Genomic DNA, 24590 nt, shown 5'->3' with positions numbered 1-24590 from the left:
CGGTTCAGCCGAGCACGAACGAGCTCGGGCTCATCTCGGGCAGGCAGACCACCACGTCGAACGCCTCGACCACGCCCACCGGCACCGTGGTGGTCACGTGCCGGATCGAGGCGGGGCCGGTGGTGGCCGACCGCAGGTCGAGCAGCACGGGCCCGGACTCGCCCACCGTCTGCTCGACGCTGCCCTCGCCGACCGGGTCCAACGGCCGGGCGGTCACGCCGGATGTAGTGGTTGTTCTCCCCGACGGCAACGACCCGGGCATCCCCGACCACCGCCCCCAGCGGTCCGAGATCATCGAGCGGAAAGCGGCGAGCAGAACCGGGCAGGTTCACGGCGACTCCACGGCTGGGCGGCAAGTCCCCGGAAGATGCAACGGGAACAACCGAGCCCGCAACTTCACTTCCACCGGAAAGCGCCCCCGAGCTTGGTTTCCCGTTTCCACTGCGAGGAGGAAACGGGAAACCCCGCAAATCCGCCGATCGCGCATTCGCTTATCCGCCACACTCCACCGACGTGCGGCTCACGGCCGCAAAGCGCCAGATCTCCCGCCACGCGTCGAGGACCGCGATGAGAGCAGCCGACATCACCAGCGCGAACGCGAACAACGCGATACCGGAACCGATCACGTCCACCAGGACGCCCGCCGACCACACCTGCGCGCCGCTGAACACGAGGGTGAGCAGCACCCTCCCCACCAGCCTCGCCCGGGTTCGATTGCGCTCATCGGGTGCCGATCCGCGAAACCGCTCGTCCTTGATCATTTGCCCTCCTAGTGTTCCCCGGTGGCCCGGCACCGCCGGACCGACGAGTTCCACCGTGCGCGAGAACCAGCGAGAACGAACAGCGGTTTCCCGTCGACAGTCCGGACTGGCAACGGGAAACCGGGAGGAGACCATGACCGAGCAGCCCATGATGTTCGGGGCAGAGCTTCGAAAGCTGCGCATCGCCGCCGGTCTTTCGCTCACCCGGCTCGCGGCTGAACTGCACTACAGCAAGGGGCACCTCAGCAAGATCGAGACGGGTTCGAAGAGACCGACGCCGGAATTCGCCCGGCGTTGCGACGTCGTCCTCGACGCGGGCGGAAAGCTCGCCGACATGGTGCCACCGCGCACTTCCGAAGCGCCGCTGCCCGAAGCGAACCGCGACGGTGAGGTGTGGCTGATGAGTCTCGAATCAGGTGGCAAGAGCTGGTTCCGCCCGATGGACCGCAGGCAGGTCCTGACGGTGGGTGCGGCCTCGGTGCTGGCCTTCAGCTTGGGCGGCGCTCCCGCGATCGCCGGCGACGGCCCGGTCTCCACCTTCCGAACCCTGTTCGACCAGTACCGGAAGCTGGGTCAGACGGCGAGCCCGTCCGCGGTGCTGCCAGCGCTCATCGCGCAAACCCACACCCTCCGAGACCTGGCCGTCAGGACCGCACCCGGGGTCCGGGACGAGCTCCTGGTGCTCGGAGCGCGTTACGCCGAGTTCGCGGGGTGGATGGCTCAGGAGTCCGGTGCTGACGATGCCGCACTGTGGTGGACCGACCACGCGGTGGAACTCGCTGCAGCGGGGAACGACCGCTCCCTGGCCGCCTACTCGTTGGTCCGGCGCGCGCTGGTCACGCTGTACCGGGAGGACGCGCGGCAGACGATCGAGCTCGCCCGCCGAGCCCGGCGAACTCCCGGGACATCCGCCCGCGTGCTGGGCCTGGCCGCCCAGCGCGAAGCACAAGGCCATGCGCTGGCCGGAGACTACGACGCCTGCATGCGGAGCTTGGACCAGGCGCGCGAGCTGCTCAGCGCACCCCCGACCGACAGCGGACCGGTGATCGGCACCGCGAACCTGACCGATCCGGTCGCCATGGTCTCCGGGTGGTGCCTGCACGACCTGGGCAGGGCCCGCGATGCAGCGGCCGTCCTGGACCGGGAGGTCCAGCGCGTTCCACCGCACGCACTGCGCTCCACCGCGCGCTACGGCGTGCGCCGCGCGCTCGCCCACGCCACGGCGGGCGAGGTCGACCACGCCTGCGCCCTGCTCGGCACGGTGCTCGACACCGTCGACATCGTCAGTTCCGCCACCATTCTGACCGATCTCCGCAGGCTGGCCCGCGTGCTCACCCGATTCCACACCGCCCCCGCCGTGCGCGAGATCCAGCCGAGGCTGACCGCCTCGTTGCGAACCAGCTGAGTAACCGACAACCCGGCAAGACGTGAGGTACCGCTGTGCCCGAAATCTTCATCAACTACCGCAGCGAGGACTGCAAGTACGCCGCCCTCGCGATCGAGCAGGAGCTGTCCAGGCGCTTCGGCAGCGAGCAGGTCTTCCGCGCCAGCAAGTCGATCCGGCCCGGCGACGACTACCGGGTCCGGTTGTCGGCGGCCTCCACCAGCGCTCGCGCGCTGCTGGTGCTGATCGGGCCGCGATGGCTCGACGCCCGCGACCGGGACGGCAACCTCCTGCTCGCCAACGAGGACGACTGGACCCGCAAGGAGATCCTGAACGCCAGGAGGTCCGGCGCCCGCATCATCCCGATCCTGTGCGGGCGCAAGCTGGACCGGTTGCCGGTGGGGGTGCTGCCGGAGGAACTGCGCTTCCTGGAGAACCTCCAGTCGCTCGTCTACGACACCGGAAACGCCGATGCGGACCTGGATCGGATCGCCGCCGAACTCGTCGACCTGGTGCCGGGGCTGGACGATCGGAGCGCGTCGGAGCCCTCGACGGCCCGCGACCGGAACTCCTTCCGCGGGACGAACAACGGCAAACTCGTGCAGCTGGGCAACATCTCCAACGGCCAGCTCAACCTCAACGACACGACGTTCCACGGGAGCACCGGACCGGTCTCCACCGGAGGTGGTCACCAGTACATCGTCTACCCCGCGGGACGGGAGGACGACCGCAGCGGACCGCACCGGAACGTCGACGCCGAACGCGACCGGGGTGAGGACCGATGAGCGAGAACCACAGCGAGTTCCACGATCCGCAGGGGCCGATCCACTCGGGCTCCGGTGATCAGAACATCTACCTGTACGACAGCATCCGGGAGAGCGTCCGGGCCCAGGCACGCGGTCGGCGGAGAACGCCCAGCGACGACCTCCGGTGGCTCAAGCAGCGGTTCGTCGCACCGCCCGGACTGGCCATCGCACGAACCACGCTCGCGGACGCCCGTACCGCGCTGCTGACCGGGCCGCCCGGTTGCGGACGTCGGACGGCGGCGACGATGCTGCTCCACGAACTCGCCGGAGACCGTGCGCCGCTCACCGAGCTGGAGGACGAAGCTGCCGATCCGGACGCCTCCCTGTCGGCGGTGAAGGTCCTGCCGCGACACCTGTTCGTGCTCGACATGAGCAGCAGCAACGAGGCGGTGTTCCGCGCGCGGCAACGGGAACTGCTCGCATTCCGCGCCGAGGTGCAGAAGGCGGACGGGCACCTGGTCGTCGTGCTGCCCGGTTCCCTCGCCCACCACGTCGAAGCCGAGCTGTCGAGGTACATCGTCCGGATCGAACGGCCGGACGGCCGCGAGGTGCTGGCCGCCCACCTCGCGGCCGAGCAGATCACGCTGCCGACCGATCGGCTGGACCACGAGGACGTCGAGCAGCACCTGACCGCCTCGATGGCCGAGATTACCAACCTGGCGCGCATGACGGTCGAAGCACGGCGCTCGGATCCCGGCGGCGACGCGGAAAGCTGGTTCCTGGAGGCGATCTCGGCTTGCACGGATCGGCGCGGTGAAGTCGCGGAAGTGGTCGGGAAGCACGCACGGGGCCGGGCGCGATCGGTGCTCCTGGCCGCGGCGATGTGCCGGGGCGCGACCAGTGACGCGGTGTTCTTCGCCTCCCACCGGCTGGTGAAGCAGCTCGGCTTCGAGGAGGAGCCCCGGCTGGAGCAGGACGGCCACCACGACCACCTGGTGTCGCTCGGGATCGAGGTGACCGCGGACGGCCGGGTCGAGTTCGACAAGCTGGGCTACGACCAAGCCGCGCGGGACTACTTCTGGGACAGCTACCCCGACCTGCGGAAGCGCTTCTGCGGCTGGGTGCACAGCATCATCCGCGATCCGCTGTTCACCGGCCGGGACCGGATGAACCTGGTCGACCACGTGGTGGCCGCATCCCTGCGGACCAACTCCCCCGCGCACGTGCGGTGGCTGATCGAGCAATGGGTGTTCCCCGAAAGCAACGCGCGGTCGAACCCCCTCCAGGACTTCGGGGTGCGTGCGCTCATCGCGGGGCTGAGCGACGAGCGGCACGGGCGGTTCTTCCGGCGCATGGTGTGGGAGTGGTCCACTTCGGACGACCTGCCCGCCGCCGTCGGGCAGATCCTGGTCGAGGTGTGCACCGAGGTGATCGCCCCCAGGTTTCCCGCGCAGGCGCTGGTTCGACTGCACCAGCGGGCGCGCCGGGAGGACGGGCGGGGAGATCCGACGGCCAGGCAAGCACTCCTCGAACTCACCAGCACGAACCCGACCCTGTGGCGTCTCCTGCTCGACCGGCTGGCGAATGATGCCGCCCGGGACAACAACTGGCCCATGGACCTGTACCTGTTCCTCGCCCTCGCCGACCCGACGCACCTCATCCGCGGTGACCGACCGCTGATCACCGATGCGGTCGTCCGGCCGCAGCTGGTGTTCCTGTGGTACCGAGCGATGGTCGCGGCGGGGGCTCCGGCGGCCGTCCCGGACCCGGTGCGGCACCGCGTGAGCCACTGGCTGGCCGCAGCTGTGCAGCCAGCACCGCGGGACCTCCTGCTGGGACTTCTCGTCGAAGCGGCGCAGCAGAACCTGCCGCTCCTGGGATTCCTGCACGTGTCCGCGCGGGACTGGAGCCACGCCGGGGACGGACGCGCTGAAGTGGCCATGCGGTTGTCCCAGCTGATCGACCTCGCGCAGGGCTTGCAGCCCACCGACTACCTGTTCGACCGGATGCCTCAGGAGGCCGCTCGATGAGCAAGGAGAACAAGATCCTCTACCTCGGCCTGGCCACGGCTGCTGTTCTTCCGCTGGTGCTGGGCCTGCTGCTGGAGTGGCCGGGCTGGGTGACCGTGCCGCTGTTCGCGGGGGTGCTCTACGGCATCTACCGGAAGCTGATGCACGGCACCAGGACCGCGAGCGACCACGTCGGCATCCTGCTGGACAAGATCGGGTTGCACGCGGGGAACCCGGTTCGCGACCTGAGCGCGCACCGGATCGCGAAGTTGATCGAGGCGGGCGGGAATCAGGCAGTTGCCGACCAGGTTCGGCAGAAGTTCGACGCGCCCCGCCCCTTCGTCTGAGGCCAGGCCGACCTGGGAATACCGCCGGAGGTGGCTTCCGTTCCACCCACGTAGCGGTTCGCCGCGGTCACCGGCGGCTACCGATCCGGAGTCCGGCCGGTAGCCGCCGGGTCCGCGGGTTCCGGGTGGGGTGCTCCGGATTCGGGGAGTGATCATGGGTATCGAGCTGAACCACACCATCGTCGGGGCGCGGGACAAGCACCGGTCCGCGCGGTTCCTGGCCGATGTCCTCGGGGTCTCGGTCGGTGCCGAGGTGGGGCCGTTCGTGCCGGTCGTGCTCGACAACTCGGTCACGCTGGACTACATGGCGCAGGACGAGGTGCAGCCGCAGCACTACGCGTTCCTGGTCGGCGACGCCGAGTTCGACGCGGCTTTCGAGCGGATCCGCGCTGCGGGGATCACCTACTGGGCCGATCCCGGGCACGCGGAACCCGGCGAGATCAACCACCGCTGGGGCGGTCGGGGTGTCTACTTCGAGGATCCCGACGGGCACAACATGGAGATCCTGACCCGGACTCCGTGATCGGGACGTCCACTCAGGTCAGCGGCCGTCGGCGAGGTCTCGGAGGGATTCGAGGAGACCGGTGCTGGCGCGGAGGCCGGTCAGGAGCTCGCGTTCCGCGGTTGCCACCTGCGGGGCGATGCGGCGGTGCTCCGACTGGCCGCGGCGGCTCAGGTGGACCAGGACCTTGCGGCGGTCCGCCGGGTCGACCTCGCGGTACAGCAGGGCGGTGCTGACCAGGCGGTCCACCAGGCGGGTGAGCGTCGGCCCGGGTGTCGTGGTGCGCTCGGCCAGTTCGGCCATCGCCAGGCCGCCCTCGGTCGCCAGGGTGTCCAGCACCAGCCACTGGTCGAAGGTCAGGCCTTCCGGTTTGAGCACCTGCTCGACCGTCGCGACCACCGCGCGGGCCGCCCGGACCAACGGGCCCGCCAGGGCTGTGGCGTTCGCTGCTCCCATGCGCTCCGTTCCTCACTCTTGCGCGATCCTGCTCGGATAGTAAAACTTCCACCTGGAAGCAATCGAGCGCCCGCACCGTTTCGGAGCCCGGATGACGACAGGCACAGCGCTCCGCGAGCGAGCCGCGCAGTGGCGCGTGTGCATGGTGATCCCGCTGCGCGGTCCGGCCGGGTTGTTCGGACCTTCGTGCGAGGCGATCACCGATCTCGCGGTGCACGAGCTCAACGAGAGCGGCGGCATCCTCGGGCGGGAGGTCTCGGTGGAGGTCGTGGACGGCGGGGCGCCGCCGCACCAGGTCGCCGCCGAGGTCCAGCGGCTGGTCGCGCGGGGCGCGGTGGACGCGGTCAGCGGCTGGCACATCTCCTCGGTGCGGCACGCCATCGCGCCGGTCGTGGCCGACCGGATCCCGTACGTCTACACCTCGCTGTACGAGGGCGGCGAGCGGCGGGCGGGCATCTTCTGCTCCGGTGAGACGCCGCAGTTCCAGATCGCCCCGGCGCTGCGGTGGTTGCGCGACAACCTCGGTGTGCGCCGGTGGTTCGTGGTCGGCGACGACTACGTCTGGCCGCACGGGTCGACCCGGGCGGTTCGCGCCTTCGCGCACGAGCTGGACCTGAGCATCACCGGTGAGACCTACGTCGGGTTGGGCTCCGGCGACATGCGGCGGGTGACCCGGCAGGTGGCCGCCGCGCCGTGCGACGGCGTGCTGATGCTGCTCGTCGGCCAGGACGCTGTGCGGTTCAACCGGGCCTTCGCCGCCGAGGGGCTGCACGACCGGCTGGTGCGGTTCAGCCCGCTCATGGAGGAGAGCATGCTGCTGGCCAGCGGTGCACACGCGACCCGGGGACTGTTCGTCGCCGCCGGGTACTTCCGCTCGTTGGCCACCGGGCACGCGATGGACCTGCTCAGCTCGTACGTCCGGCGGCACGGGCCGAGCGCGCCGCCGCTGAACAACGCCGCCGAGTCCTGCTACGAGGGGCTCCACGCGCTGGCCCAGCTCGCCCGTCGAGCCGGGTCTCCACGGCTCGCCGAGCTCAACGCCGCGATCGACGGCACCGCCTACCAGGGCCCGCGCGGCACCGTCGAGTTCCGCGGCCACCAGGCGGCCCAGCACGTCCACCTGGCCGTCGCCGACTGCTACGACTTCGACGTGATCACCCGGCTCTAGAAGCACCGCGCTTGACGGCACCACCGCGACGTCTTACTTTCATTCGGAATATTTCCACCTGAAAGTTCCTGCTCGCGGAGGCACCCATGCGACACGGAGACATCTCGGCCAGCCCGGACACCGTCGGCGTGGCGGTGGTCAACTACAAGATGCCGCGGTTGCACACCAAGGCGGAAGTGCTCGCCAACGCGCAGCGGATCGCCGAGATGGTGGTCGGCATGAAGACCGGGCTGCCCGGCATGGACCTGGTCGTGTTCCCGGAGTACTCGACGCAGGGCATCATGTACGACCCCGACGAGATGTACGCGACGGCATCCACCGTTCCCGGCGAGGAGACCGAGATCTTCGCCGAGGCCTGCCGCCGGGCCGAGACCTGGGGCGTCTTCTCCATCACCGGCGAACGCCACGAGGAGCACCCGGCCAAACCGCCGTACAACACGCTGGTGCTGATCAACGACCGCGGCGAGATCGTGCAGAAGTACCGCAAGGTCCTGCCCTGGGTCCCCGTCGAGGGCTGGTACCCGGGCGACACCACGCACGTCGCCGACGGCCCCAAGGGCCTGAAGATCTCGCTGATCATCTGCGACGACGGCAACTACCCGGAGATCTGGCGGGACTGCGCGATGAAGGGCGCCGAGCTGATCGTGCGCTGCCAGGGGTACATGTACCCGGCCAAGGAGCAGCAGGTGCTGATGTCCAAGGCGATGGCATGGGCGAACAACTGCTACGTCGCGGTGGCCAACGCCGCCGGTTTCGACGGCGTGTACTCCTACTTCGGCCACTCCGCGATCATCGGCTTCGACGGCCGCACCCTCGGCGAGACCGGCGAGGAGGAGTACGGCATCCAGTACGCCCAGCTGTCGGTGTCGGCGATCCGCGACGCCCGCCAGCACGACCAGTCGCAGAACCACCTCTTCAAGCTGATGCACCGCGGCTACACCGCGGTGCACGCGGCCGGCGAGGGCGACAAGGGCGTCGCCGACTGCCCGTTCGACTTCTACCGGACGTGGGTGACCGACCCGCAGCGCGCGCAGAAGGAGGTCGAGTCGTTCACCCGCGACACGGTCGGCGTCCGGGGCTGCCAGGTCGGTTCGCTGCCGGTCGACCCGAGCTGACCTCGCTACCGCGGGATTCCGAGGCGCTGCCGGATCGAGGCCCGGACGTGGTCGGCGGCCGTCCAGTCACCGTCGAGCGGGGTGACGGAGACGTGGTCGGCCGCCAGCGCGTTGTTGTCGGAGTCGCGCACCGGGTCCGGCGAGGTGTCGAACTCGGGCCGGATCACGTAGCAGTCGGGGCACAGGTCGGTGCGCTCGTAGCGCGGCCGGACGAACGCCGCACGACCGGTCGAGGTCACCTGCGTGCCCCTGACCTCGGACGCGACCGGGTAGTTGATGTTGAGCGCGATGTGCGGCGGGAGCAGCGGTCCGCCGTTCGAGGTGCTCCGCAGCTGGTCGAGCACGCGGGTCGCGTGCTCGGCGACGGCGGGGACCGAACCGACCTGCGGCGGGTCGGTGCTGACGTCGATCTCGACGCTGACCGCGATGGCGGGGATGGCCAGCTCCGCGCTGGTGATGGTGGCGCCCACCGTGCCGGAGTGGTTCGCGACGGCTCCGGTGTTCTGCCCGGGGTTCACGCCGGAGACCACGACGTCCGGCGGCTCGGACGCGAAGACGTTCTGCACCCCGAACAGCACCGCGTCCCCGGGCGAGCCGCACACCGACCACACGTCCGGGGCCAGCTGCTTCGCCGTGATGGTGTTCTCCTCCGTCGGCTCCCCGGTCGCGTAGTTCGAGGACAGCTCGGTGCCGCTGCCGCTCTGGTCGTCGCACGGGGCGACCACGGTCACGCGGTGCCCGGCAGCGGTCAGCGCTTGCTTCAGCACTGCGAGCGTGGGTGCCGCGTACCCGTCGTCGTTGGTCAGCAGGACGTCCAGCGGTTCCTGCGCCGGACTCACCGAAGCCGTCGCGAGCACGCACGCGACCGCAGCCGTCGAAGCCGCCCACCACCGGAAACTCCGTCTCATGACGCCACCTCTCCTCGGGTGCACCGGAGCTCCCATCGCACCGGACCAACCAAGCACTTGTCCAAGTCCGGTTCGGTTTGCTTCCATGCCCACTGGACATGAACCTGCAGCAGCTGAGCTACCTCATCGCCGTCATCGAGCACGGCACGATGACGGCTGCCGCTCGCGCGCTGCACATCTCCCAACCGGCGCTCGGACGTGCGGTGCGAGCGCTGGAGCGGGAGGTCGGCACGTCGCTGCTGGCCTCGGACGGGCAACGGCTGCACCCGACTCCCGCCGGGCTGGCGGTCGCCTCCCACGCACGAGCGATCTCCGGCCACATCGCGGACATCCTGTCGCTGGGCGAGAGCCGAGAGCTCGTGCTGGCGGCGACCCCCACCCTCGGCGCCGGGACCGCGCCACGACTCCTGCGCGTGCTGACCGAGCAGTGCCCGACGGCAACGGTGTCGCTGGTGCGGCGCGACGGTCCTGCCGACGTCGCCGCCATGGTGCGCAGCGGACAGGCGATGGCCGGGGTCGTCGAGCTCCCCGCCGACGGCCGGGCCGATCTGGCCGACGGGTTGGGCACCGCGCCGCTGGGACGCCGCGAGATCGTGCTGCTGTGCCCGGTCGGAATCCCGGTGCGCACCCCGCTCCCCCACGAGGACCTGGGCGGGCTACCGCTGATCGTGCCCGCGAGCGGCCACCGGCGCAGCCAGCTCGACCTGTGGTTCGCCGAACTCGGAATCCGCCCGCGCGTGGTGTGCGAGACGGACGAACGCCTCGCCTGGGAGCACATGGTCGGCACCGGCCTCGGCTGCGCCTTCACCGACCGGTGGCACGCCGAGCACGCACCGGTGCGCAACACCCGCATCGTGGAGCTGGCACCACCGGTCCGCACCCGCGTGAAGCTGCTGTACCGCGAGGACAATCCCAGCCGCACCCTCCGAGCGCTGCTGGAGGGTCTGCCGTGAGATTCCCGAATGCGCTCAGATCCGCCGTTCCAGCAGCTGCCCCGGCCAGTCCCCGACCGTGAGCGGGGTGGTCGCGGTGAAGCCGTTGCGGCGGTAGTAGTCCACCAAGCGCCCCTCGCCGCCCGCATAGCAGTCGACGCGCAGCAACCCGACGCCGAGTCGCTCGGCCTCCTGCTGGGCGTGCGCGAGCAGCCCGCTGCCGACTCCCATCCCCGCGTACGCGCGGGAGCTGACCAGCAGGGAGATGTACAGCTCCGGTTCATCGACCGGCGGGACGTAGGGATGAGGATCGGACGAGAGCGTCATGGCGCCTGCTGCCCGACCGTCCACCTCGGCGATCCAAGTGGTGCCGCCCCCGACCATTTCGGCGATGTGCTCCCGCCGCTTCTGCGACTCGGACCAAGGACTGCTCCCCCACTGCCCCGACCGCCCGTTCGCGACGAGCCAAGCCACGGCCTCGTCCAGCATCTCCAAGATCCTCGGCACATCGCCAAGCCCGCCCCGCCGGATCACCATCGCATCCTCCCCACCTCGCTCGCCCGGCACATCCACCAGGCGAAGCCAGGCCCGGCAGATCCGAAATCGATCGCTAGAGCCTCGCACGGGAGAAGGACCACGCCAACGCATCGGTGCCGGGTGTCCGCGATTTTCGGGGACTTGTGCTGTGTTCGCGGGGATTGGGGCCTGGCGGGTAGGAATCCGGTTGCCGCGGCGTGCCGAAGGCTGCGGTGGGGATGACGTTCCCGGCCGGTCCATCGGTGTCCCGGATCCCTTCGAGGCTTGGGTGCTGGTGGTCGTTTTGCCAGGTAGGGCACGGCTTTTCATGAAATCGGCGTCGTTGCCCGGTTGATGCCGCAGCGATTCCGAGAGAAATCTGACTCTCCTGCCGCATCTGCGGGTGTCCGAGCGCGGCGTCGTCCGGTGGTCGGCGGACGTTTCCGGGGAGGTACTCGGCGCCCGGTGGTGATAGCGGGGTGGAGTTGGCGAGGAGGAGTGCCGTTGCGCACGGGGTCACGTCGGGTTCAACCCCGTGCCCGACCGGCCCCTTCTCGTCGTGACCCCACCCCGCTATCACCACCGATCCCCTGGCCCAGGTCTTGTGTCACCGACCGCCGAACCCGGCCTCCCGATGGTCAACCCGGCGGTAAGACCGGTCCCTGGTGGCCTTTCGGGGGTTTGAGCACCACTGGTCGGTGCGTCAGCGCCCCAGGGTCTTGTGCCTCCACCTGATCGAGCGGCCTCACCCCTCCTCTCGCCGCGTTGATGGATTCCGTTAGTGCCGGTAGGGCTCAAACGAGCGCTGCCGGGTCCCACACTTACAGATCTGTCCATCATGGACAGTCCAGAGCAAGCGCCGGTGACCGTCACCCGATGCCACGCGTCCGCCACCAACCCCACCTACACCAGATCAATCACCAGCACCACAAGTCACTTCAGCATCAGCAGGCTCCCCAAAACCCCACGCCCCGCCGCAAGGCCCCGCCCTCCGCCGTCCGGGCCTGCCGGGACGGCTCGGCTGCGCGACGATGGGGCTCATCGTGGTGTCGGACGAGTTCGGGGCTTGTGCCGGGGTGGACGTCGGAGGCACGTTCACCGATGTCGTCGTGCACGGCCCCGGTCACCGGCCGAAGGCCGTCAAGGTGCCCACCACCCCGGCCAACCCCGCTGAAGGCGTCCAGCGGGGCGTCGAAGTGAGCCTGCCGGGCGGCGCCCCGCGGCTGCTCCCGCACGGCAGCACCACTGCGACCAACGCCGTGCTGGAGCGCAAGGTCGCCCGCACCGCCTTCGTCACCACCGCAGGTTTCACCGACGTGCTGCAGATCGCCCGGCAGAACCGCCCCGCGCTCTACGACCTGTCGGTCACCAAGCCCGAACCGCTCATCCCGCGGGACATGGTGGTCACGGTCGAGGAGCGGATGGGGCCGGACGGCGAGCCGGTCATCGCCCTCACCGACGCCGAGATCGAACGCGCGGTGGCCGCGGTGCGCGAGCTGGAGCCCGAGTCGATCGCGGTGAGCCTGCTGTTCGCCTACGCGTGCGACGACCACGAGCGGCGGTTGTGCTCGGCGCTGGCCGAGCTGGGCGTGCCGATCACCCGCTCCAGCGCGCTGCTGCCGGAGTTCCGCGAGTTCGAGCGGGCGTCCACCTGCGTGCTCAACGCAGCGATCGAACCGGTCATGCACCGCTACCTGTCGAACCTGGCCTCCCGCCTGCCCGAACCGACCATCACCGTGATGACCTCCAGCGGCGGCACCGCGGGCGTGGACTTCGCCGCCACCTCCCCCGTGCACACCCTGCTGTCCGGTCCGGCCGCCGGGGTGGTGGCGGCCGGGGCGGTGGCGCGCTCGGCCGGGTTCGCCGATGCGATCGCCTTCGACATGGGCGGCACCTCCACCGACGTCTGCCTGATCCGCGACGGGCACCCCGAGGTCTCCACCGCGTCGGAGATCGCCGGGCTGCCGTTCCGCACTCCGGCGGTCGGGATCCACACGGTGGGCGCCGGGGGCGGCTCGATCGCGTGGGTCGACGCCGGTGGTGCGCTGCGGGTCGGCCCGCGCTCGGCCGGTGCTGATCCCGGCCCCGCCTGCTACGGCTCCGGCGGGCAGGAGCCGACCGTGACCGATGCGCACTGCGCGCTGGGGCACCTGGACCCGGCGCGCGAGCTGGGCGGCGGGCTGCGCCTGGACGCCGATGCGGCGCGCCGGGCACTGGACGGGCTGCCGGAGTCGGCTGCGGGCGTGCTGGCAGTGGTCCGGGCGACGATGGCGCGGGCGCTGCGCAAGGTCAGCACCGAGCGCGGTGTCGACCCGGCCGGGCTGGCGCTGGTCGCCTACGGCGGCGCGGGACCGCTGCACGCGACCGCGCTCGCGCGCGAGCTCGGCTGCCCGGCCGTCGTGGTTCCCCCGGCTCCGGGCGTGCTCAGCGCGCTAGGCCTGCTGCTGGCGCCGCCGCGCTTCGAAGCCTCGCGAACGGTGCTGGCCGACGCCGGGGACGACCTGTCGCAGATCTGGGCGGAGCTCGCCGAGGAGGCGCACGCCGAGCTCGAGAAGCAGGGCGTGGCAACGGACATCGCGCCGTCCAAAGTGGCCGACATGCGCTACGCGGGCCAGTCGCACGAGCTGCGGATCGACGTCGTCGACGAGACCGGGGCCGCCGAGCTGCTGCACGCCGCGCACCGCGAGGCCTACGGCTACGAGATCCGGGACGAGCGGGTCGAGGTGGTGACGCTGCGGGTCGTCGCCCGGGGCGAGCCGGTGCTCGCCGCCCCGCCGGGGAACTGGGACCAGGGCAGCCCGGAGTCCAAGCCGGACCGCGAGATCGGCATCGGCGACCGGACCGCGCGCGCCCGCGTCGTCCCGCGCGCCGGGCTGCGGCCGGGCGATGAGATCACCGGCCCGGCGCTGGTCGAGCAACCGGACACCACGACGCTGCTCGGCGACGGCGAGGTGGCGGTCGTGGACGAGGCGGAGAACCTGGTGGTGCGGTTGGCATGACCGAACTGTCCGCGGTGGAGCTGGAGGTCTTCCGGCACGCCCTGGCCGGGGTGGCCGACGAGATGGGCGTGGCGCTGCGGCGCGCCGCCTACTCCCCCAACATCAAGGAGCGCGCCGACTGCTCGGCCGCGGTGTTCGACGCCGACGGGGAGATGGTCGCGCAGGCCGAGCACATCCCCGTCCACCTCGGCGCGATGCCCGCCAGCGTCCGCGCGGTGCTGGACACCTGCGGTCGGCTCGAACCGGGCGCGCAGGTGTGCGTCAACGACCCGTACCTCGGCGGCACCCACCTGCCGGACCTGACGATCGTCGCCGCGGTCGGCTACGGCGACCGGTTGCTGGGTTACGTGGCCAACCGCGCCCACCACGCCGACGTCGGCGGCGCGGCACCGGGTTCCATGCCCGCTTCAGCCACCGAGATCGCGGTGGAGGGGGTGCGGATCCCACCCGTCCGCATCGCCGACGCCGCCGGGGAGCGCGAGGACGTCGTCCGCCTGATCGCGGCCAACTCGCGGACCCCCGGTGAGCGGCGCGGCGACCTGCGCGCCCAGTTCGCGGCCAACCACGTCGGCGCGGTGCGGATGCGCGAACTCGCCCACCGGATGGGCTCGGCGCGGCTGCGCGCGGCGATGTCGGCGGTGTGCGACTACTCCGACCGCCGGGTGCGCGCGGCGATCCGCGAGATCCCCGACGGCTGCTACCGGTGCGAGGACGTGCTGGAGATCGGCGACGGGGTGCCGATCCGGGCGGCGGTGACCGTCAACGGCGACGAGGTGTCGATCGACTTCTCCGGCAGCGCCCAGCAGATCCCGGTGAACTGCAACGCGGTGTTCGCGGTGACGCTGTCGGCGTCGATGTTCGTCCTGCGGATGCTCACCGACCCCGGCGCACCGCCCAACGCGGGCTGCTACCGCGCGCTGCACGTGACCGCGCCCGAGGGCACCGTGGTCAACCCGACGTTCCCGGCCCCGACGGCGGCGGGCAACGTCGAGACCAGCCAGCGCATCGTCGACGTCCTGCTCGGCGCGTTCGCCCGGGCCATCCCGGACCGCGTGCCCGCGGCGAGCCAGGGAACCATGAACAACCTGCTCATCGGCGGCAGCGACCCGGCGTTCAGCTACTACGAGACGCTCGGCGGCGGCGAAGGCGGCACCCCCGACCGGCCGGGCATGTCCGGCGTGCACACGGGCATGACCAACACCCAGAACACCCCGGCCGAAGCGGTGGAGCTCGGCTACCCGCTGCGGGTCTGGCGCTACGAGCTGCGCCCGTCCTCCGGCGGCGCGGGCCGCCACCCCGGCGGTGAGGGCTTGGTGCGCGAGCTCGAAGCCCTGGCCGACTGCACCTTGACCATCCAGTCCGAGCGCCGCGCCAACGCCCCCTGGGGCGCCCGTGGCGGCCACCCCGGCGAGGTGGGCCGCAACGTCCTGATCCGCGCCGACGGCACCGATGAGCAGCTCCCCGCGAAGGGCACCTGGCCGCTGCGCCGGGGCGACCGGATCCGCATCGAAACCCCGGGTGGCGGCGGCTGGGGAAGCCCCGAGCAGGGGGTACCCTGAGGGTGCGGGCCGGGCGCTCCGCGCTGGCACGTGGAGCATCCGCATCCCCGGCCCAGCGGAGCCTCCGACCCCAGCGGCCGGAGGCTTCCCCGTCTCAGCCGAGGTCCGGGGGCGGGGCTTCGGCCAGCAGGGTGCGGATCGCTTCCCCGGCCCGGGTGCTGGTCCGGTCGGTCCGCCACCACAGGGCCACCTCGCGGCCTCGGGTCGCGTCCGCGATCGGGACGACGCGGACTCCTTCGGTGTTCGCCATCGACATGGCCAGGGCGTTCGTCACGCCGACCGCGATCCCGCCGCGCACCAGGGCGATCAGGGTTTGCGGTTGGTTGGTCCGGAAGACGACGTCCGGTGCGAGACCGGCCTGTTCGAAGACCAGTGCGGGCTCGACGTGGTCGTTGCCGCGGCCGCCGTTCTCCCCCACCGTGACCAGCGGCCGGGCGGCGAGGTCGGCCAGCCGCAGCGGGCCGTCCGGACGTTCGTCGCCGGGCAGGACCGCGACCAGCGGTTCCCGCCACAGGGGCTGGTGGGTCAGCGCGTCGCTGGCCGGGACGGGCAGGACCGGGCGGACGGCCAGGTCGACGTCGCCGGAGAGCAGCGCCGCCTCCAGCTCCAGCGTCGCGCCTTCCCACAGCACCAGGTCCACGCCCGGGTACCGCTGCGCGCTCTGCTCGAACAGGTACGGGAACAGGTGCGCCGCGGCGCTGGGGTAGGCGCCGAGGCGGACCTTCCCGCGCACGCGCTGCACGGCGCGCGCCGCGTTGTCGCTGGCCGCTTGGAGGTGCTGCAGCATGCCGCGGGCGTGCGGCAGCAGCTCGCGGCCTTCGGCGGTGAGCTCCACCGGGATGCGGGTGCGGTCGAACAGCCGCACGCCCAGCGCACGCTCCAGCTCGGCGACGTGCGTGCTGATCCTCGACTGCGACCGGTACAGGGCCTGCGCCGCGGCGGAGAAACCACCTTGCTCCACCACGGACACGAAGCTGATGAACCAGTCCAGGCGGAAGCGGTACGCCTCCGCGGCCTTCACCACGACCACCCGATGTCCACCGGACAGATGATCGCGGTCAGCCGAACAACTTGTCCAGCTGCTGGTTCACCGTCAGCACCGCGAGCACGCCGAACAGCAGGATCGACCAGACCAGCGCCACCAGCCGGTAGCCGCGGATGCGGATCGGGGCGGGCAGCATCTTGCGGTTGATCGCGATCAGCAGGCCCGAGTACACGAACATCATCACCCCGCCGGTGCAGGCCGAGATCGTCGCCAGCAGCAGCGGCTGCCCGAGACCGGCGACGACCACGACGATGCCGATCAGCACCAGGCCCCACACCAGCGCGGCGTAGATCTTGCTCTCCGAGGCGTTCGGGAAGTAGCTCGTCTTCAGCACGTCGGCGGCCAGCCTGCTGGTGTAGTCGACGATGCCCAGCGCCGCGGCGAACAGCGAGAACGCGCCCACGATCCAGAAGAAGTAGCCGAACCAGCCGCCTGCCGCGGCCATCATGGCCTCGCCCTCGACCCGCAGGAACGACACGTCGTTGGACGCCTCGCCGGAGCCGAAGACGGTCGCGTGCGCCAGCATCGACATGAACATGATGGACAGGAACGTGATGGCCACGAAGGTCAGCGCCTGCTCCTTGTTGGCGAAGCGCCACCACACCCGCCAGCGGTCCAGGTTCTCCTCGGTGGCCGGGAAGATGAACCCGGCCTGGCCGCGCGCCTCGGCCTCGCCGGTGAGCGGGGAGACGATCTTCGGCACGTAGCGGCCCATGCCGAAGCCCTTGTCCCGGATCCAGTTGCTCTGCACCAGGTTCTGGCCGCCGCCCGCACCGGCGAAGGCCAGCGCGCCCATGAGCACGGCGAAGCCGAGTTCCTCCGCCGGGAAGCGCGGTTCGGTGACGATCGTGGGCAGCGCGCTCCAGGTGCGGGCGCCGAGGACGAACAGCGAGCCGATCACGATGAGCAGCAGGATGGCGGCGACCTTGAGCATCTGCGCCCGCTCCAGCGCGGTGTAGACCGCGGGCGCCAGGGTGAGGATCAGCGCCACCACGACGAGGATCACCACCGACACCACCGCGACGTCGCCGCCGAAGGCGTAGGTGAACAGGGTCGCCGAGCTGGTCGCCCACGCGGGCCACAGGTTCGCGAAGTAGGCCAGCACCGCGAACACCAGGCCCCAGTGCTTCCACAACCGGCTGAACCCGGTGACCGCGGTCTCCCCGGTGGCCAGCGTGTAGCGCTCGATCTCCATGTTCAGGAAGTACTGGGTGAGCAGCCCCAGCAGCGCGGCCCACACGAAGGTCAGGCCGACCTGCGAGGTGATGTAGGGGAACAGGATGAACTCGCCGCTGGCCAGCCCCACCCCGGCGGCGACGATGCCGGGGCCGATCAGCCGCCACTGCCGGGCCGGGGGTTCGGGCAGGTCGCGCACCTGCGGGCGCGGGATGTGCTTGTCCGGGAAGGCCTTCGCCGGGTCGGTCGGGTTCACTTCGGTCATCTGGCCCTCCGCGTCTTCCGTCTGCTGTGGACAGTGCTGGGTCACCGGACCGGCGCGGGCTCCTCGGTCAGGCCGACCGGTTTGCCGACCAGGAACGCGTAGCTGAGCGCGGCGGCGATGGCGATCCCGCTGGCCGCCAGCAGCGCCAGCACGAACGACCCCGTCCGGTCCACGATGATCCCGGTGATCAGCGGCGCGAACGCACCGCCGAAGTAGCCGCCGAAGTTCTGCAGGCTGCCCAGCGATGCGGTGATGCGCTCGGCGCCGACCGTGGTGGCCAGCGACCAGGCCCCGGCGCTGGCGTTGTTCATGAAGAACTGCGAGGCCGAGATGCACACCAGCGCGAGCGTGGTGCTCGGGGTGAGCGCGACCGGGATGGTGCACAGCCCGCCGAGCAGCAACCCCGCGCAGATCGGCACCTTCCGCGCGATCATGGTCGGAACCCCGCGCCGCACCAGCAGATCGCCGACGCCGCCGCCGGAGAGCATGCCCAGGGTCCCGGCCAGGTAGGGCACGACGAGCGCCAGGCCGGTGTCGGCCACGCTCAAGCCGCGCTCGCCCTCCAGGTAGGCGGGCAGCCAGGTCAGGTAGAGGTAGATGGAGTAGATGACGCCGGAGAAGCCGATCATCATGCCCCAGGTGCTGCGGTGCCGCAGCAGGCCCAGCCACTCGCGCAGCGACACCGGCTCCGGGGCCGGCCCGGGTTCGGCGGACAGCTGCCCGCGGTCCCGGTAGACGGCGAACCAGATCAGCGCCAGCACGATCCCGGCGACCCCGGCCACCACGAACATCGTGCGCCACCCGTAGCTGAGCATCAGCCAGGTTAGCAGCGGCGGCGCGATCGCCGGGGCCAGCGTCGACGCGGTGTTGAACAGCCCGATCGGCAGCCCGCGGGACTCGCGCGGGAACCAGTCCGCGACGACCTTGGCCCCGCCTGGGAAGGCCGGTGCCTCGCCGACCCCGAGGAACAGCCGCCCGAACAGCATCTGCTTGAAGTTCGCGGCGATCCCGCAGAACGCTTGCGCGACCGACCACAGCAGCAGCCCGCCGCCGAGCACCTTCCGCGGCCCGAACCGGTCGAGGAGTCCCCCGGCGGGCAGCTGCGCGAAGGCGTAGGCCCAGGAGAACACCGAGAGCAGCAACCCCATCTCGGTCGGGCCGATGCCGAACTCGTCCTGCACGCTGTGGTTGGCGATGGCCAGCGTGCTGCGGTCGACGTAGTTGATGATGCCGATGAGCAGCAGCAGGACGAGCAGCAGCACGCGCATCCGGCGGATGCTCTGCGGTGGCCTCATGCGGTCTCCCCCGGACGGCGGTGTCCTGAGCGTCCCGGAACCGACCGCGATCCGAGATCACCCACCGGATTCCGGCGCTTGACCATAAGCAGCCGTCACACCCCGGTGAAGCGCACTTTTCGCATACCCGCCATCCGCTCCGCGGATGGGCTCAGCGCTCCGCGCTCCGCAGCCGCTCCGCTATCGCGTCGCGGTCGCGCTGCGCGCGCTCCCGGCGCTGCCGGGCGGCTTTCGCACTGCGTCGGAGCTCGCGCTGCTCGCCCTCCGCGTGCTCCAGCTCGTCGCGCCGCTGCGCGAGCTGCTCGCGCAGGGCGTCGATCTCGTCGCGGAGCTCCTCGCACCGCTCCTCCGCTTCGCGCTCCTCGCGCTCGGCGGCTTCGAGCGCGTCCGCGGCTTCGCTGAGCTGGGCGTCGCTGCGCCGCAGCTCCTCGCGGAGTTCCGCGAGCTTCTTCGCCGGCGGCTCGGCCTTCTCCGCGGTGCGGCGGATCGCGGCGGCGGCGAGCTCGTCGAGTCCGAATCCGCTGTACTCCAGGGGTTTGGCGAGGGTCGCCGAGCGGACTTGGCGCGCCGCCTCCGGGTCGGAGAGGGCGGCGGTGAGGGTTTGCTCGACCTGCTGGCGGGTCGTTTCGGTCAGCGGGTGGCCGTGCTCCTCCGCGAGGGCTGCCGCTCGGGCGGTGAGGTCGCGCAGGGTCCTGGTGCGCTCCCCGGCGAGGCTGCGGAGGTCGTCGCCGCGCAGTTCGCGCTGGGCCGATCTCAACCGCTCCCCCAGGTCCAGCAGGGTGTCCAGCGCGCGGGGGTCGCGGGCGGCCAGCAGGTTCACCGCCCAGGCCGCGGTGGTGGGTTTGCGCAGCTTCTTCAGCGCGGCGGCGAGGTCGCGGTCGCCGCCCTGCTCGGCCGCCGCCGCTTCCCGGTCGCGGGCGGGGATGAACCCGGCCGGGTCGGCGGTGCACAGCTCGCGGGCGATCTGGTCGAACTCCACCGGATCAACGTGCCACGGCTGGTCGAGGTGCGCGATGGCTCGGGTGATCGCAGGCTGTGGGCATGAGTGGTTTGGAACGTCCGCGCGAGGGGCGCATGATCGCCGGGGTGTGCCGGGCGATCGCCAACCGGTTCGGCTGGCGGGTGGGCCTGGTCCGGCTGGCCTTCGTGGTCTCCTGCGTCCTGCCCGGCCCGCAGGTCCTGTTCTACGTGGTGCTCTGGGTCCTGATCCCCAGCGCTCCGTGAGCCGTCAGATCGTCCAGGTGCAGGCGGGCGCGATCGAGCAGCGAGTTCGGCACGCGGGGAAGCGCCGCATCGCGGTCAGCGGCCGCGAGTGCGGTGGGCGATCAGCTGGGTGCGCGCGGGTCCGTTCGTGCTCCGCCAGCCCCGCGCGCACGCCGAGTTCGTCGACCGCGGCCGAGAGTGACGGCGTCAGCGCCTGGCAGGTGCCCTGCTGCGGCCAGTCCGCCGATGCCGCCGCCCGCGATGGTCCTGCTGGGTCCGCCTGCTGTGCACGGAGGTGCACCAGCTGGACTTCGCCGGCACCGACCTGGAGCCGGTCTTCGAGGAGTGCCTGGCCGGGCTCCTCCGGCATCGACCGAGCCGCGCCGGGGAATCTTGCGGCGCCGCACGCGTTGACCGGGGTGTGAACTTGCGCCTCTCCGTGCTGGACCGCTCGCACGTCGGCCTCGGGCTGAGCCCGCAGCAGGCGCTGCGGGACACGGTCCGCTTCGCCCAGCAGGTCGAGGACCTCGGCTACCACCGGTTCTGGGTGGCCGAGCACCACAGCGTGCCCGGGGTCGCCGGGGCCGCGCCCACCGTGCTGGCCGCCGCCGTCGCCGCCGCGACCAGCCGGATCCGGGTCGGCACCGGCGGCGTCATGCTGCCCAACCACCAGCCGCTGGTGGTGGCCGAGCAGTTCGGCGTGCTCGGTTCGCTGTTCCCGGACCGCATCGACGTCGGGCTGGGCCGCTCGGTCGGCTTCACCGACGGCATCCGGCGCGCGCTGGGGCGCGGCAAGGAGGCCGCCGAGCAGTTCGGCGACCAGCTCGCGGAGCTGCTGGGCTACCTGCACGGCCGGTCGGCCTCGGGGGTGCACGCAGTCCCGGCCGAGGGGCTGGACCTGCCGGTGTTCCTGCTCGCCACCGGTTCCGGCGCGACCACCGCGGCGGAGTTCGGGCTGCCGCTGGTGATCGCCGCCGCGCACGGCGACGAGCGGATGATCCGCACCATCGAGGAGTACCGGGCGGACTTCCGCCCGTCGGCGCAGGCCGCCGAGCCGTACGTGGTGCTGGCCCGGTCCATCGCGGTCGCCGACAGCACCGAGCGGGCCCGGCGGCTGCTCGTCCCGGAGGCGTGGGCGACCGCCTACTCCCGCACGCACGGCGAGTTCCCGCCGCTGGAGGCGCCGGAGGAGATCCTGGCGCGCTCGATGTCCGACCGGCAGCGCGCCCAGTTCGAGCGCGCCCTGCGCGGTCACCTGTTCGGCACGCCGGACGAGGTCGCCGCGGGCCTGCAGGACCTGGTCGCGCGCACCGGGGCGGACGAGGTCCTGGTCACCACCACCGCCCACGACCCGGCGGACCGGCTCGACTCCTACCGCCTGCTGAGCCGCGTCCAGCGCACCCCTACCCCGGTGGGTTGATGCCCCGGCGGGCGTGCCCGGGGGCGCGGTCGGCGCGGTCGACCCGCCGGTGGCTGGAGTCCAGCTGCCAGGGCACGTTGACCACCAGCACGCCCGGTTCGAACCGCAGGCGCCAGGCCAGGCGCAGCGAGCTCTGGTTGTGCAGCAGGTTCTCCCACCAGCGCCCGACCACGTACTCCGGGATGTAGACGCACACCAGGTCGCGGGGCCCGGCGCGGCGGATGCGCTTGATGTAGTCGATCACCGGCCGGGTGATCTCCCGGTACGGCGACTCCACCACCTTCAGCGGGACCTCGATCCCCTGCCGCTCCCACTCCCGGCGCAGCAGCTCGGTGTCGTTCTCGTCGACGTTCGCGGTGAGCGCGGTCAGCGTGTCCGGCCGGTTCGCGCGGGCGAACGCCAGCGCGCGCAGCGTCGGCTTGTGCAGCGTGGACACCAGCACCACCGCGTGCACCCGGCTGGGCAGCGCGACGTCGCCGGACTCGGGCTCCAGCTCCCGGCGCACCTCGGCGTAGTGCCGGTGGATGCCGCGCATGATCACGTAGAGCAGCGGGATCGCGAGCACGACCAGGTAGGCGCCGTGGGTGAACTTGGTCGCCAGCACCACCACCAGCACCGTCGCGGTCAGCACCGCGCCGACGGCGTTGATCAGCCGGTGGCCGTGGATGCGCCGCCGCTGCTGCGGGTCGGCCCCGGCCAGCTCGTGGTTCCAGTGCTTCACCATGCCGATCTGGCTCAGCGTGAACGAGGTGAACACCCCGATGATGTAGAGCTGGATCAGCGCGGTGACCGAGCCCTCGAAGGCCGCGATGAGCGCGATCGCGACCAGCCCCAGCAGGACGATACCGTTGGAGTGGGCCAGCCGGTCACCGCGCGTGTGCAGCTGGCGCGGCAGGTAGCGGCGCTGGGCCAGCAGCGAGGCCAGCGTCGGGAAGCCGTTGAACGCGGTGTTGGCGGCCAGCAGCAGGATCAGCGCCGCACCGGCCTGCACCACGAAGAACAGCGGGCTGTCCAGGCCGAACACCGCCCCCGCCAGCTGCGCGATGACGGTGCGCTGCCCGGTGCTGCGGCAGTCGGTCGGGAACCCGATCAGGTCGCACGGGTCCTCGGCGACGCGCACCTGGGCGATCACCGACAGCGCGGTCACCCCGCTGAACAGGAAGATCGCCAGCACGCCCATGATCACCAGGGTCCGCCCCGCGTTGACCGCCTTCGGCCGCTGGAACGCGGGCACCCCGTTGGAGATGGCCTCCACCCCGGTCAGCGCCGTGCAGCCGGACGAGAAGGCCCGGAGCAGCAGGAACACCAGTGCGAGGCCGGTGATGTCCACCTGCTCGGGCCGGATGCCCCACCCGGCGCTCTCCGCGACCGGCGGGTGCCCGACGGCGGCCTGGGTCAGCCCGACCACGATGGTGAGCCCGAGCGCGCCGACGAACAGGTAGGTGGGCACCGCGAAGGCCCGCCCCGACTCGCGCGCCCCGCGCAGGTTCATCGCCATCAGCAGCACCACCACGCCCACCGCCACCCACACCCGGTGCGGGTAGAGCTGCGGCAGCGCCGACACCACGTTGTCCACCCCGGCGGCCACCGACACGGCCACCGTCATCACGTAGTCGACCATCAGCGCCGCGGCCACCACCAGGCTGGGGTTGCGGCCGAGGTTGCGCACCACCACCTCGTACGAGCCGCCGCCGTTGGGGTAGGCGTGCACCACCTGCCGGTAGGAGGCGACCACGACCGCGAGCAGCACCACCACGGCCACCCCCACCCACGGCGTCAGGTGCAGCACCGCGAGCCCGCCGATGGAGAGGATCAGCAGGATCTCCTGCGTGGCGTAGGTGACCGAGGAGAGCGCATCGCTGGCGAAGATGGGCAGCGCGATCCGCTTCGGCAGCAGCGTCTCCGCCGCCCGGTCGCTGCGCAACGGCCGCCCGAGCAGCAAGCGCTTCACCAGGTTCACCGCCGAAGGCACCGCTCCAGCGTAGGCCGCTTCAGCGCCCTCCACCCGTCCAGCGCGCACGATTCGTCCACAGTGGCCAGAAATGGGCGGCCGGTAGGCTGTGCCGGGACGACGGGAGGCGTGTCGACCATGATCGAGTGCTCCCCGGCCGTGCTGGCCGGACGCGTGCGGGAGTGCGACCGGTTGTTGCCCAGGCCGGGCACGGTGCCCTCCTCCGCCCTGCCGACCGTGCCGTGGGCGGAGTTCTGCGATCCGACCGGGCCGTGGTTGTCGCGCTGCGTCGAGGAGTGGCAGGAGCGCGGCGGCTTCCGGCACCGACGCGCGGGCCTCGTGCTGGTGGCGTTCCGGTTCGGCTGGCTCGCGGCGTGCGCCACCGTCCCGGAGTTCCACCTCGGCGCGCCCGTCCCGTCGCTGCGCGACCTGCGCGTGGCCGTCACCGCGGAGGGCCGCCTGTCCGCGCTCCGGCCGGAGACGTCGCGGGTGGTCACCGCGCAGCAGTGGTGGCAGGACCTGGCCGAGGCGTTCGAACCGCTGACCGAAGCGCTGCACGCCCTGGGCGGACCGCCGCCGGAAAGCCACGAGTACTGGGGAAACCCGGTCGGCTCGGTGGGCACCGTGCTCTGGCGGCTGCACCGCGCGGGCATGCCCGGCGACGCGATCGCCACCGCCCGCGAACTGCGCGCCGCCACCGGCCGCGAACACCTGCTCGACATCGCGCCCGACCGCGACCCGTGGCCCCGCCGGACCACCTGCTGCCAGTGGTGGCGAGCGGGCGGCGGCTACTGCGACGAGTGCGTCCTGTCGTGAGTGCGAAAACCGGCTCC

General features: G+C 71.5%; 24 protein-coding genes. 13 read left to right on the top strand and 11 right to left on the bottom strand.

Features of this window, described 5'->3' with window-relative positions; genetic code table 11:
- Window positions 1-4: 4 nt before the first annotated feature.
- Together F1721_RS23525 and F1721_RS23520 are read right to left on the bottom strand one after the other, a co-directional pair.
- Window positions 5-217 (bottom strand): hypothetical protein, encoded by a 213-nt coding sequence (locus tag F1721_RS23525; RefSeq protein ID WP_150068937.1) that lies wholly within the window; start codon window positions 215-217, stop codon window positions 5-7.
- 274 nt (window positions 218-491) lie between these two features.
- Complete coding sequence (locus F1721_RS23520; RefSeq protein ID WP_150068936.1) at window positions 492-761, bottom strand: hypothetical protein; 270 nt, start codon at window positions 759-761, stop codon at window positions 492-494.
- A 133-nt stretch (window positions 762-894) separates the two neighbouring features.
- Between F1721_RS23520 and F1721_RS23515 the strand changes: the two genes are divergently transcribed.
- From F1721_RS23515 to F1721_RS23495, 5 genes are all read left to right on the top strand, one after another.
- Window positions 895-2166, top strand: a complete 1272-nt coding sequence (locus F1721_RS23515; RefSeq protein ID WP_150068935.1) for a helix-turn-helix domain-containing protein — start codon at window positions 895-897, stop codon at window positions 2164-2166.
- A 35-nt stretch (window positions 2167-2201) separates the two neighbouring features.
- Entirely contained in the window at window positions 2202-2930 is a 729-nt protein-coding gene (locus F1721_RS23510) for a toll/interleukin-1 receptor domain-containing protein (protein ID WP_150068934.1), read from the top strand.
- Window positions 2927-4921 carry a hypothetical protein gene (locus F1721_RS23505; RefSeq protein ID WP_150068933.1) on the top strand — a complete coding sequence of 665 codons (1995 nt, stop codon included), beginning with the start codon at window positions 2927-2929 and terminating at the stop codon, window positions 4919-4921. Before F1721_RS23510 ends, F1721_RS23505 begins: the two co-directional genes overlap by 4 nt.
- A complete protein-coding gene (locus F1721_RS23500; RefSeq protein ID WP_150068932.1) occupies window positions 4918-5247 on the top strand; it encodes a hypothetical protein in 330 nt (109 codons plus the stop codon). The genes F1721_RS23505 and F1721_RS23500 overlap by 4 nt, the downstream gene beginning before the upstream one ends.
- Window positions 5248-5401: 154 nt before the next feature.
- On the top strand, window positions 5402-5770 hold the full coding sequence (locus F1721_RS23495) for a VOC family protein (RefSeq protein ID WP_150068931.1): 369 nt from the start codon (window positions 5402-5404) through the stop codon (window positions 5768-5770).
- An 18-nt stretch (window positions 5771-5788) separates the two neighbouring features.
- Here the strand turns inward: F1721_RS23495 and F1721_RS23490 are convergent, their stop codons facing one another.
- The gene (locus tag F1721_RS23490; protein WP_150068930.1) at window positions 5789-6205 is read right to left on the bottom strand and encodes a MarR family transcriptional regulator; all 417 of its coding nucleotides are present in this window, start codon (window positions 6203-6205) and stop codon (window positions 5789-5791) included.
- Between the two features lie 91 nt (window positions 6206-6296).
- Here F1721_RS23490 and F1721_RS23485 point away from each other — a divergent pair, with 91 nt between their 5' ends.
- Both F1721_RS23485 and F1721_RS23480 read left to right on the top strand, forming a co-directional pair.
- Window positions 6297-7373 (top strand): substrate-binding domain-containing protein, encoded by a 1077-nt coding sequence (locus F1721_RS23485; RefSeq protein WP_246155263.1) that lies wholly within the window; start codon window positions 6297-6299, stop codon window positions 7371-7373.
- 86 nt (window positions 7374-7459) lie between these two features.
- Window positions 7460-8488, top strand: a complete 1029-nt coding sequence (locus tag F1721_RS23480) for an aliphatic amidase (protein WP_150068929.1) — start codon at window positions 7460-7462, stop codon at window positions 8486-8488.
- 5 nt (window positions 8489-8493) lie between these two features.
- Here the strand turns inward: F1721_RS23480 and surE are convergent, their stop codons facing one another.
- The gene (gene surE / locus F1721_RS23475) at window positions 8494-9396 is read right to left on the bottom strand and encodes a 5'/3'-nucleotidase SurE (RefSeq protein WP_170301582.1); all 903 of its coding nucleotides are present in this window, start codon (window positions 9394-9396) and stop codon (window positions 8494-8496) included.
- A 98-nt stretch (window positions 9397-9494) separates the two neighbouring features.
- On the opposite strand from surE, the gene F1721_RS23470 reads away from it, so the two are divergent.
- A complete protein-coding gene (locus F1721_RS23470) occupies window positions 9495-10349 on the top strand; it encodes a LysR family transcriptional regulator (protein ID WP_150068927.1) in 855 nt (284 codons plus the stop codon).
- Window positions 10350-10364: 15 nt separating this feature from the next.
- Here F1721_RS23470 and F1721_RS23465 read toward each other — a convergent pair whose 3' ends face one another.
- Window positions 10365-10817, bottom strand: coding sequence for a GNAT family N-acetyltransferase (locus tag F1721_RS23465; RefSeq protein ID WP_246155262.1), 453 nt, complete (start codon window positions 10815-10817; stop codon window positions 10365-10367).
- A gap of 1058 nt (window positions 10818-11875) precedes the next feature.
- Between F1721_RS23465 and F1721_RS23460 the strand changes: the two genes are divergently transcribed.
- Together F1721_RS23460 and F1721_RS23455 are read left to right on the top strand one after the other, a co-directional pair.
- On the top strand, window positions 11876-13843 hold the full coding sequence (locus tag F1721_RS23460) for a hydantoinase/oxoprolinase family protein (RefSeq protein ID WP_150068925.1): 1968 nt from the start codon (window positions 11876-11878) through the stop codon (window positions 13841-13843).
- On the top strand, window positions 13840-15402 hold the full coding sequence (locus F1721_RS23455; protein WP_150068924.1) for a hydantoinase B/oxoprolinase family protein: 1563 nt from the start codon (window positions 13840-13842) through the stop codon (window positions 15400-15402). The genes F1721_RS23460 and F1721_RS23455 overlap by 4 nt, the downstream gene beginning before the upstream one ends.
- Before the next feature lie 94 nt (window positions 15403-15496).
- On the opposite strand, the gene F1721_RS23450 is transcribed toward F1721_RS23455, so the two are convergent.
- The 4 genes from F1721_RS23450 to F1721_RS23435 form a co-directional block, all read right to left on the bottom strand.
- Complete coding sequence (locus F1721_RS23450) at window positions 15497-16432, bottom strand: LysR family transcriptional regulator (RefSeq protein ID WP_150068923.1); 936 nt, start codon at window positions 16430-16432, stop codon at window positions 15497-15499.
- Between the two features lie 28 nt (window positions 16433-16460).
- On the bottom strand, window positions 16461-17888 hold the full coding sequence (locus tag F1721_RS23445; protein ID WP_150068922.1) for an Nramp family divalent metal transporter: 1428 nt from the start codon (window positions 17886-17888) through the stop codon (window positions 16461-16463).
- 41 nt (window positions 17889-17929) lie between these two features.
- Window positions 17930-19183: an MFS transporter gene (locus F1721_RS23440; protein ID WP_150068921.1), complete on the bottom strand. Its 1254-nt coding sequence runs from the start codon at window positions 19181-19183 to the stop codon at window positions 17930-17932.
- A gap of 151 nt (window positions 19184-19334) precedes the next feature.
- The gene (locus tag F1721_RS23435) at window positions 19335-20162 is read right to left on the bottom strand and encodes a hypothetical protein (protein WP_150068920.1); all 828 of its coding nucleotides are present in this window, start codon (window positions 20160-20162) and stop codon (window positions 19335-19337) included.
- 62 nt (window positions 20163-20224) lie between these two features.
- On the opposite strand from F1721_RS23435, the gene F1721_RS23430 reads away from it, so the two are divergent.
- Complete coding sequence (locus F1721_RS23430; protein WP_150068919.1) at window positions 20225-20407, top strand: PspC domain-containing protein; 183 nt, start codon at window positions 20225-20227, stop codon at window positions 20405-20407.
- Window positions 20408-20411: 4 nt separating this feature from the next.
- Here the strand turns inward: F1721_RS23430 and F1721_RS23425 are convergent, their stop codons facing one another.
- Window positions 20412-20756: a hypothetical protein gene (locus F1721_RS23425; RefSeq protein WP_150068918.1), complete on the bottom strand. Its 345-nt coding sequence runs from the start codon at window positions 20754-20756 to the stop codon at window positions 20412-20414.
- 57 nt (window positions 20757-20813) lie between these two features.
- On the opposite strand from F1721_RS23425, the gene F1721_RS23420 reads away from it, so the two are divergent.
- A complete protein-coding gene (locus F1721_RS23420) occupies window positions 20814-21806 on the top strand; it encodes an LLM class flavin-dependent oxidoreductase (RefSeq protein ID WP_150068917.1) in 993 nt (330 codons plus the stop codon).
- Here the strand turns inward: F1721_RS23420 and F1721_RS23415 are convergent.
- Window positions 21790-23778 carry an APC family permease gene (locus F1721_RS23415; protein WP_150068916.1) on the bottom strand — a complete coding sequence of 663 codons (1989 nt, stop codon included), beginning with the start codon at window positions 23776-23778 and terminating at the stop codon, window positions 21790-21792. The genes F1721_RS23420 and F1721_RS23415 overlap by 17 nt on opposite strands.
- Window positions 23779-23895: 117 nt before the next feature.
- Here F1721_RS23415 and F1721_RS23410 point away from each other — a divergent pair, with 117 nt between their 5' ends.
- Window positions 23896-24573 (top strand): hypothetical protein, encoded by a 678-nt coding sequence (locus F1721_RS23410; protein WP_150069080.1) that lies wholly within the window; start codon window positions 23896-23898, stop codon window positions 24571-24573.
- The last annotated feature ends 17 nt before the right edge of the window (window positions 24574-24590 follow it).

The sequence above is a fragment of the Saccharopolyspora hirsuta genome (genome assembly GCF_008630535.1).
Taxonomy (GTDB): Bacteria; Actinomycetota; Actinomycetes; order Mycobacteriales; family Pseudonocardiaceae; genus Saccharopolyspora; species Saccharopolyspora hirsuta.
The sequence above is the reverse complement of the archived record's forward strand: the minus strand, read 5'-3'. Positions and strand labels throughout refer to the sequence as shown.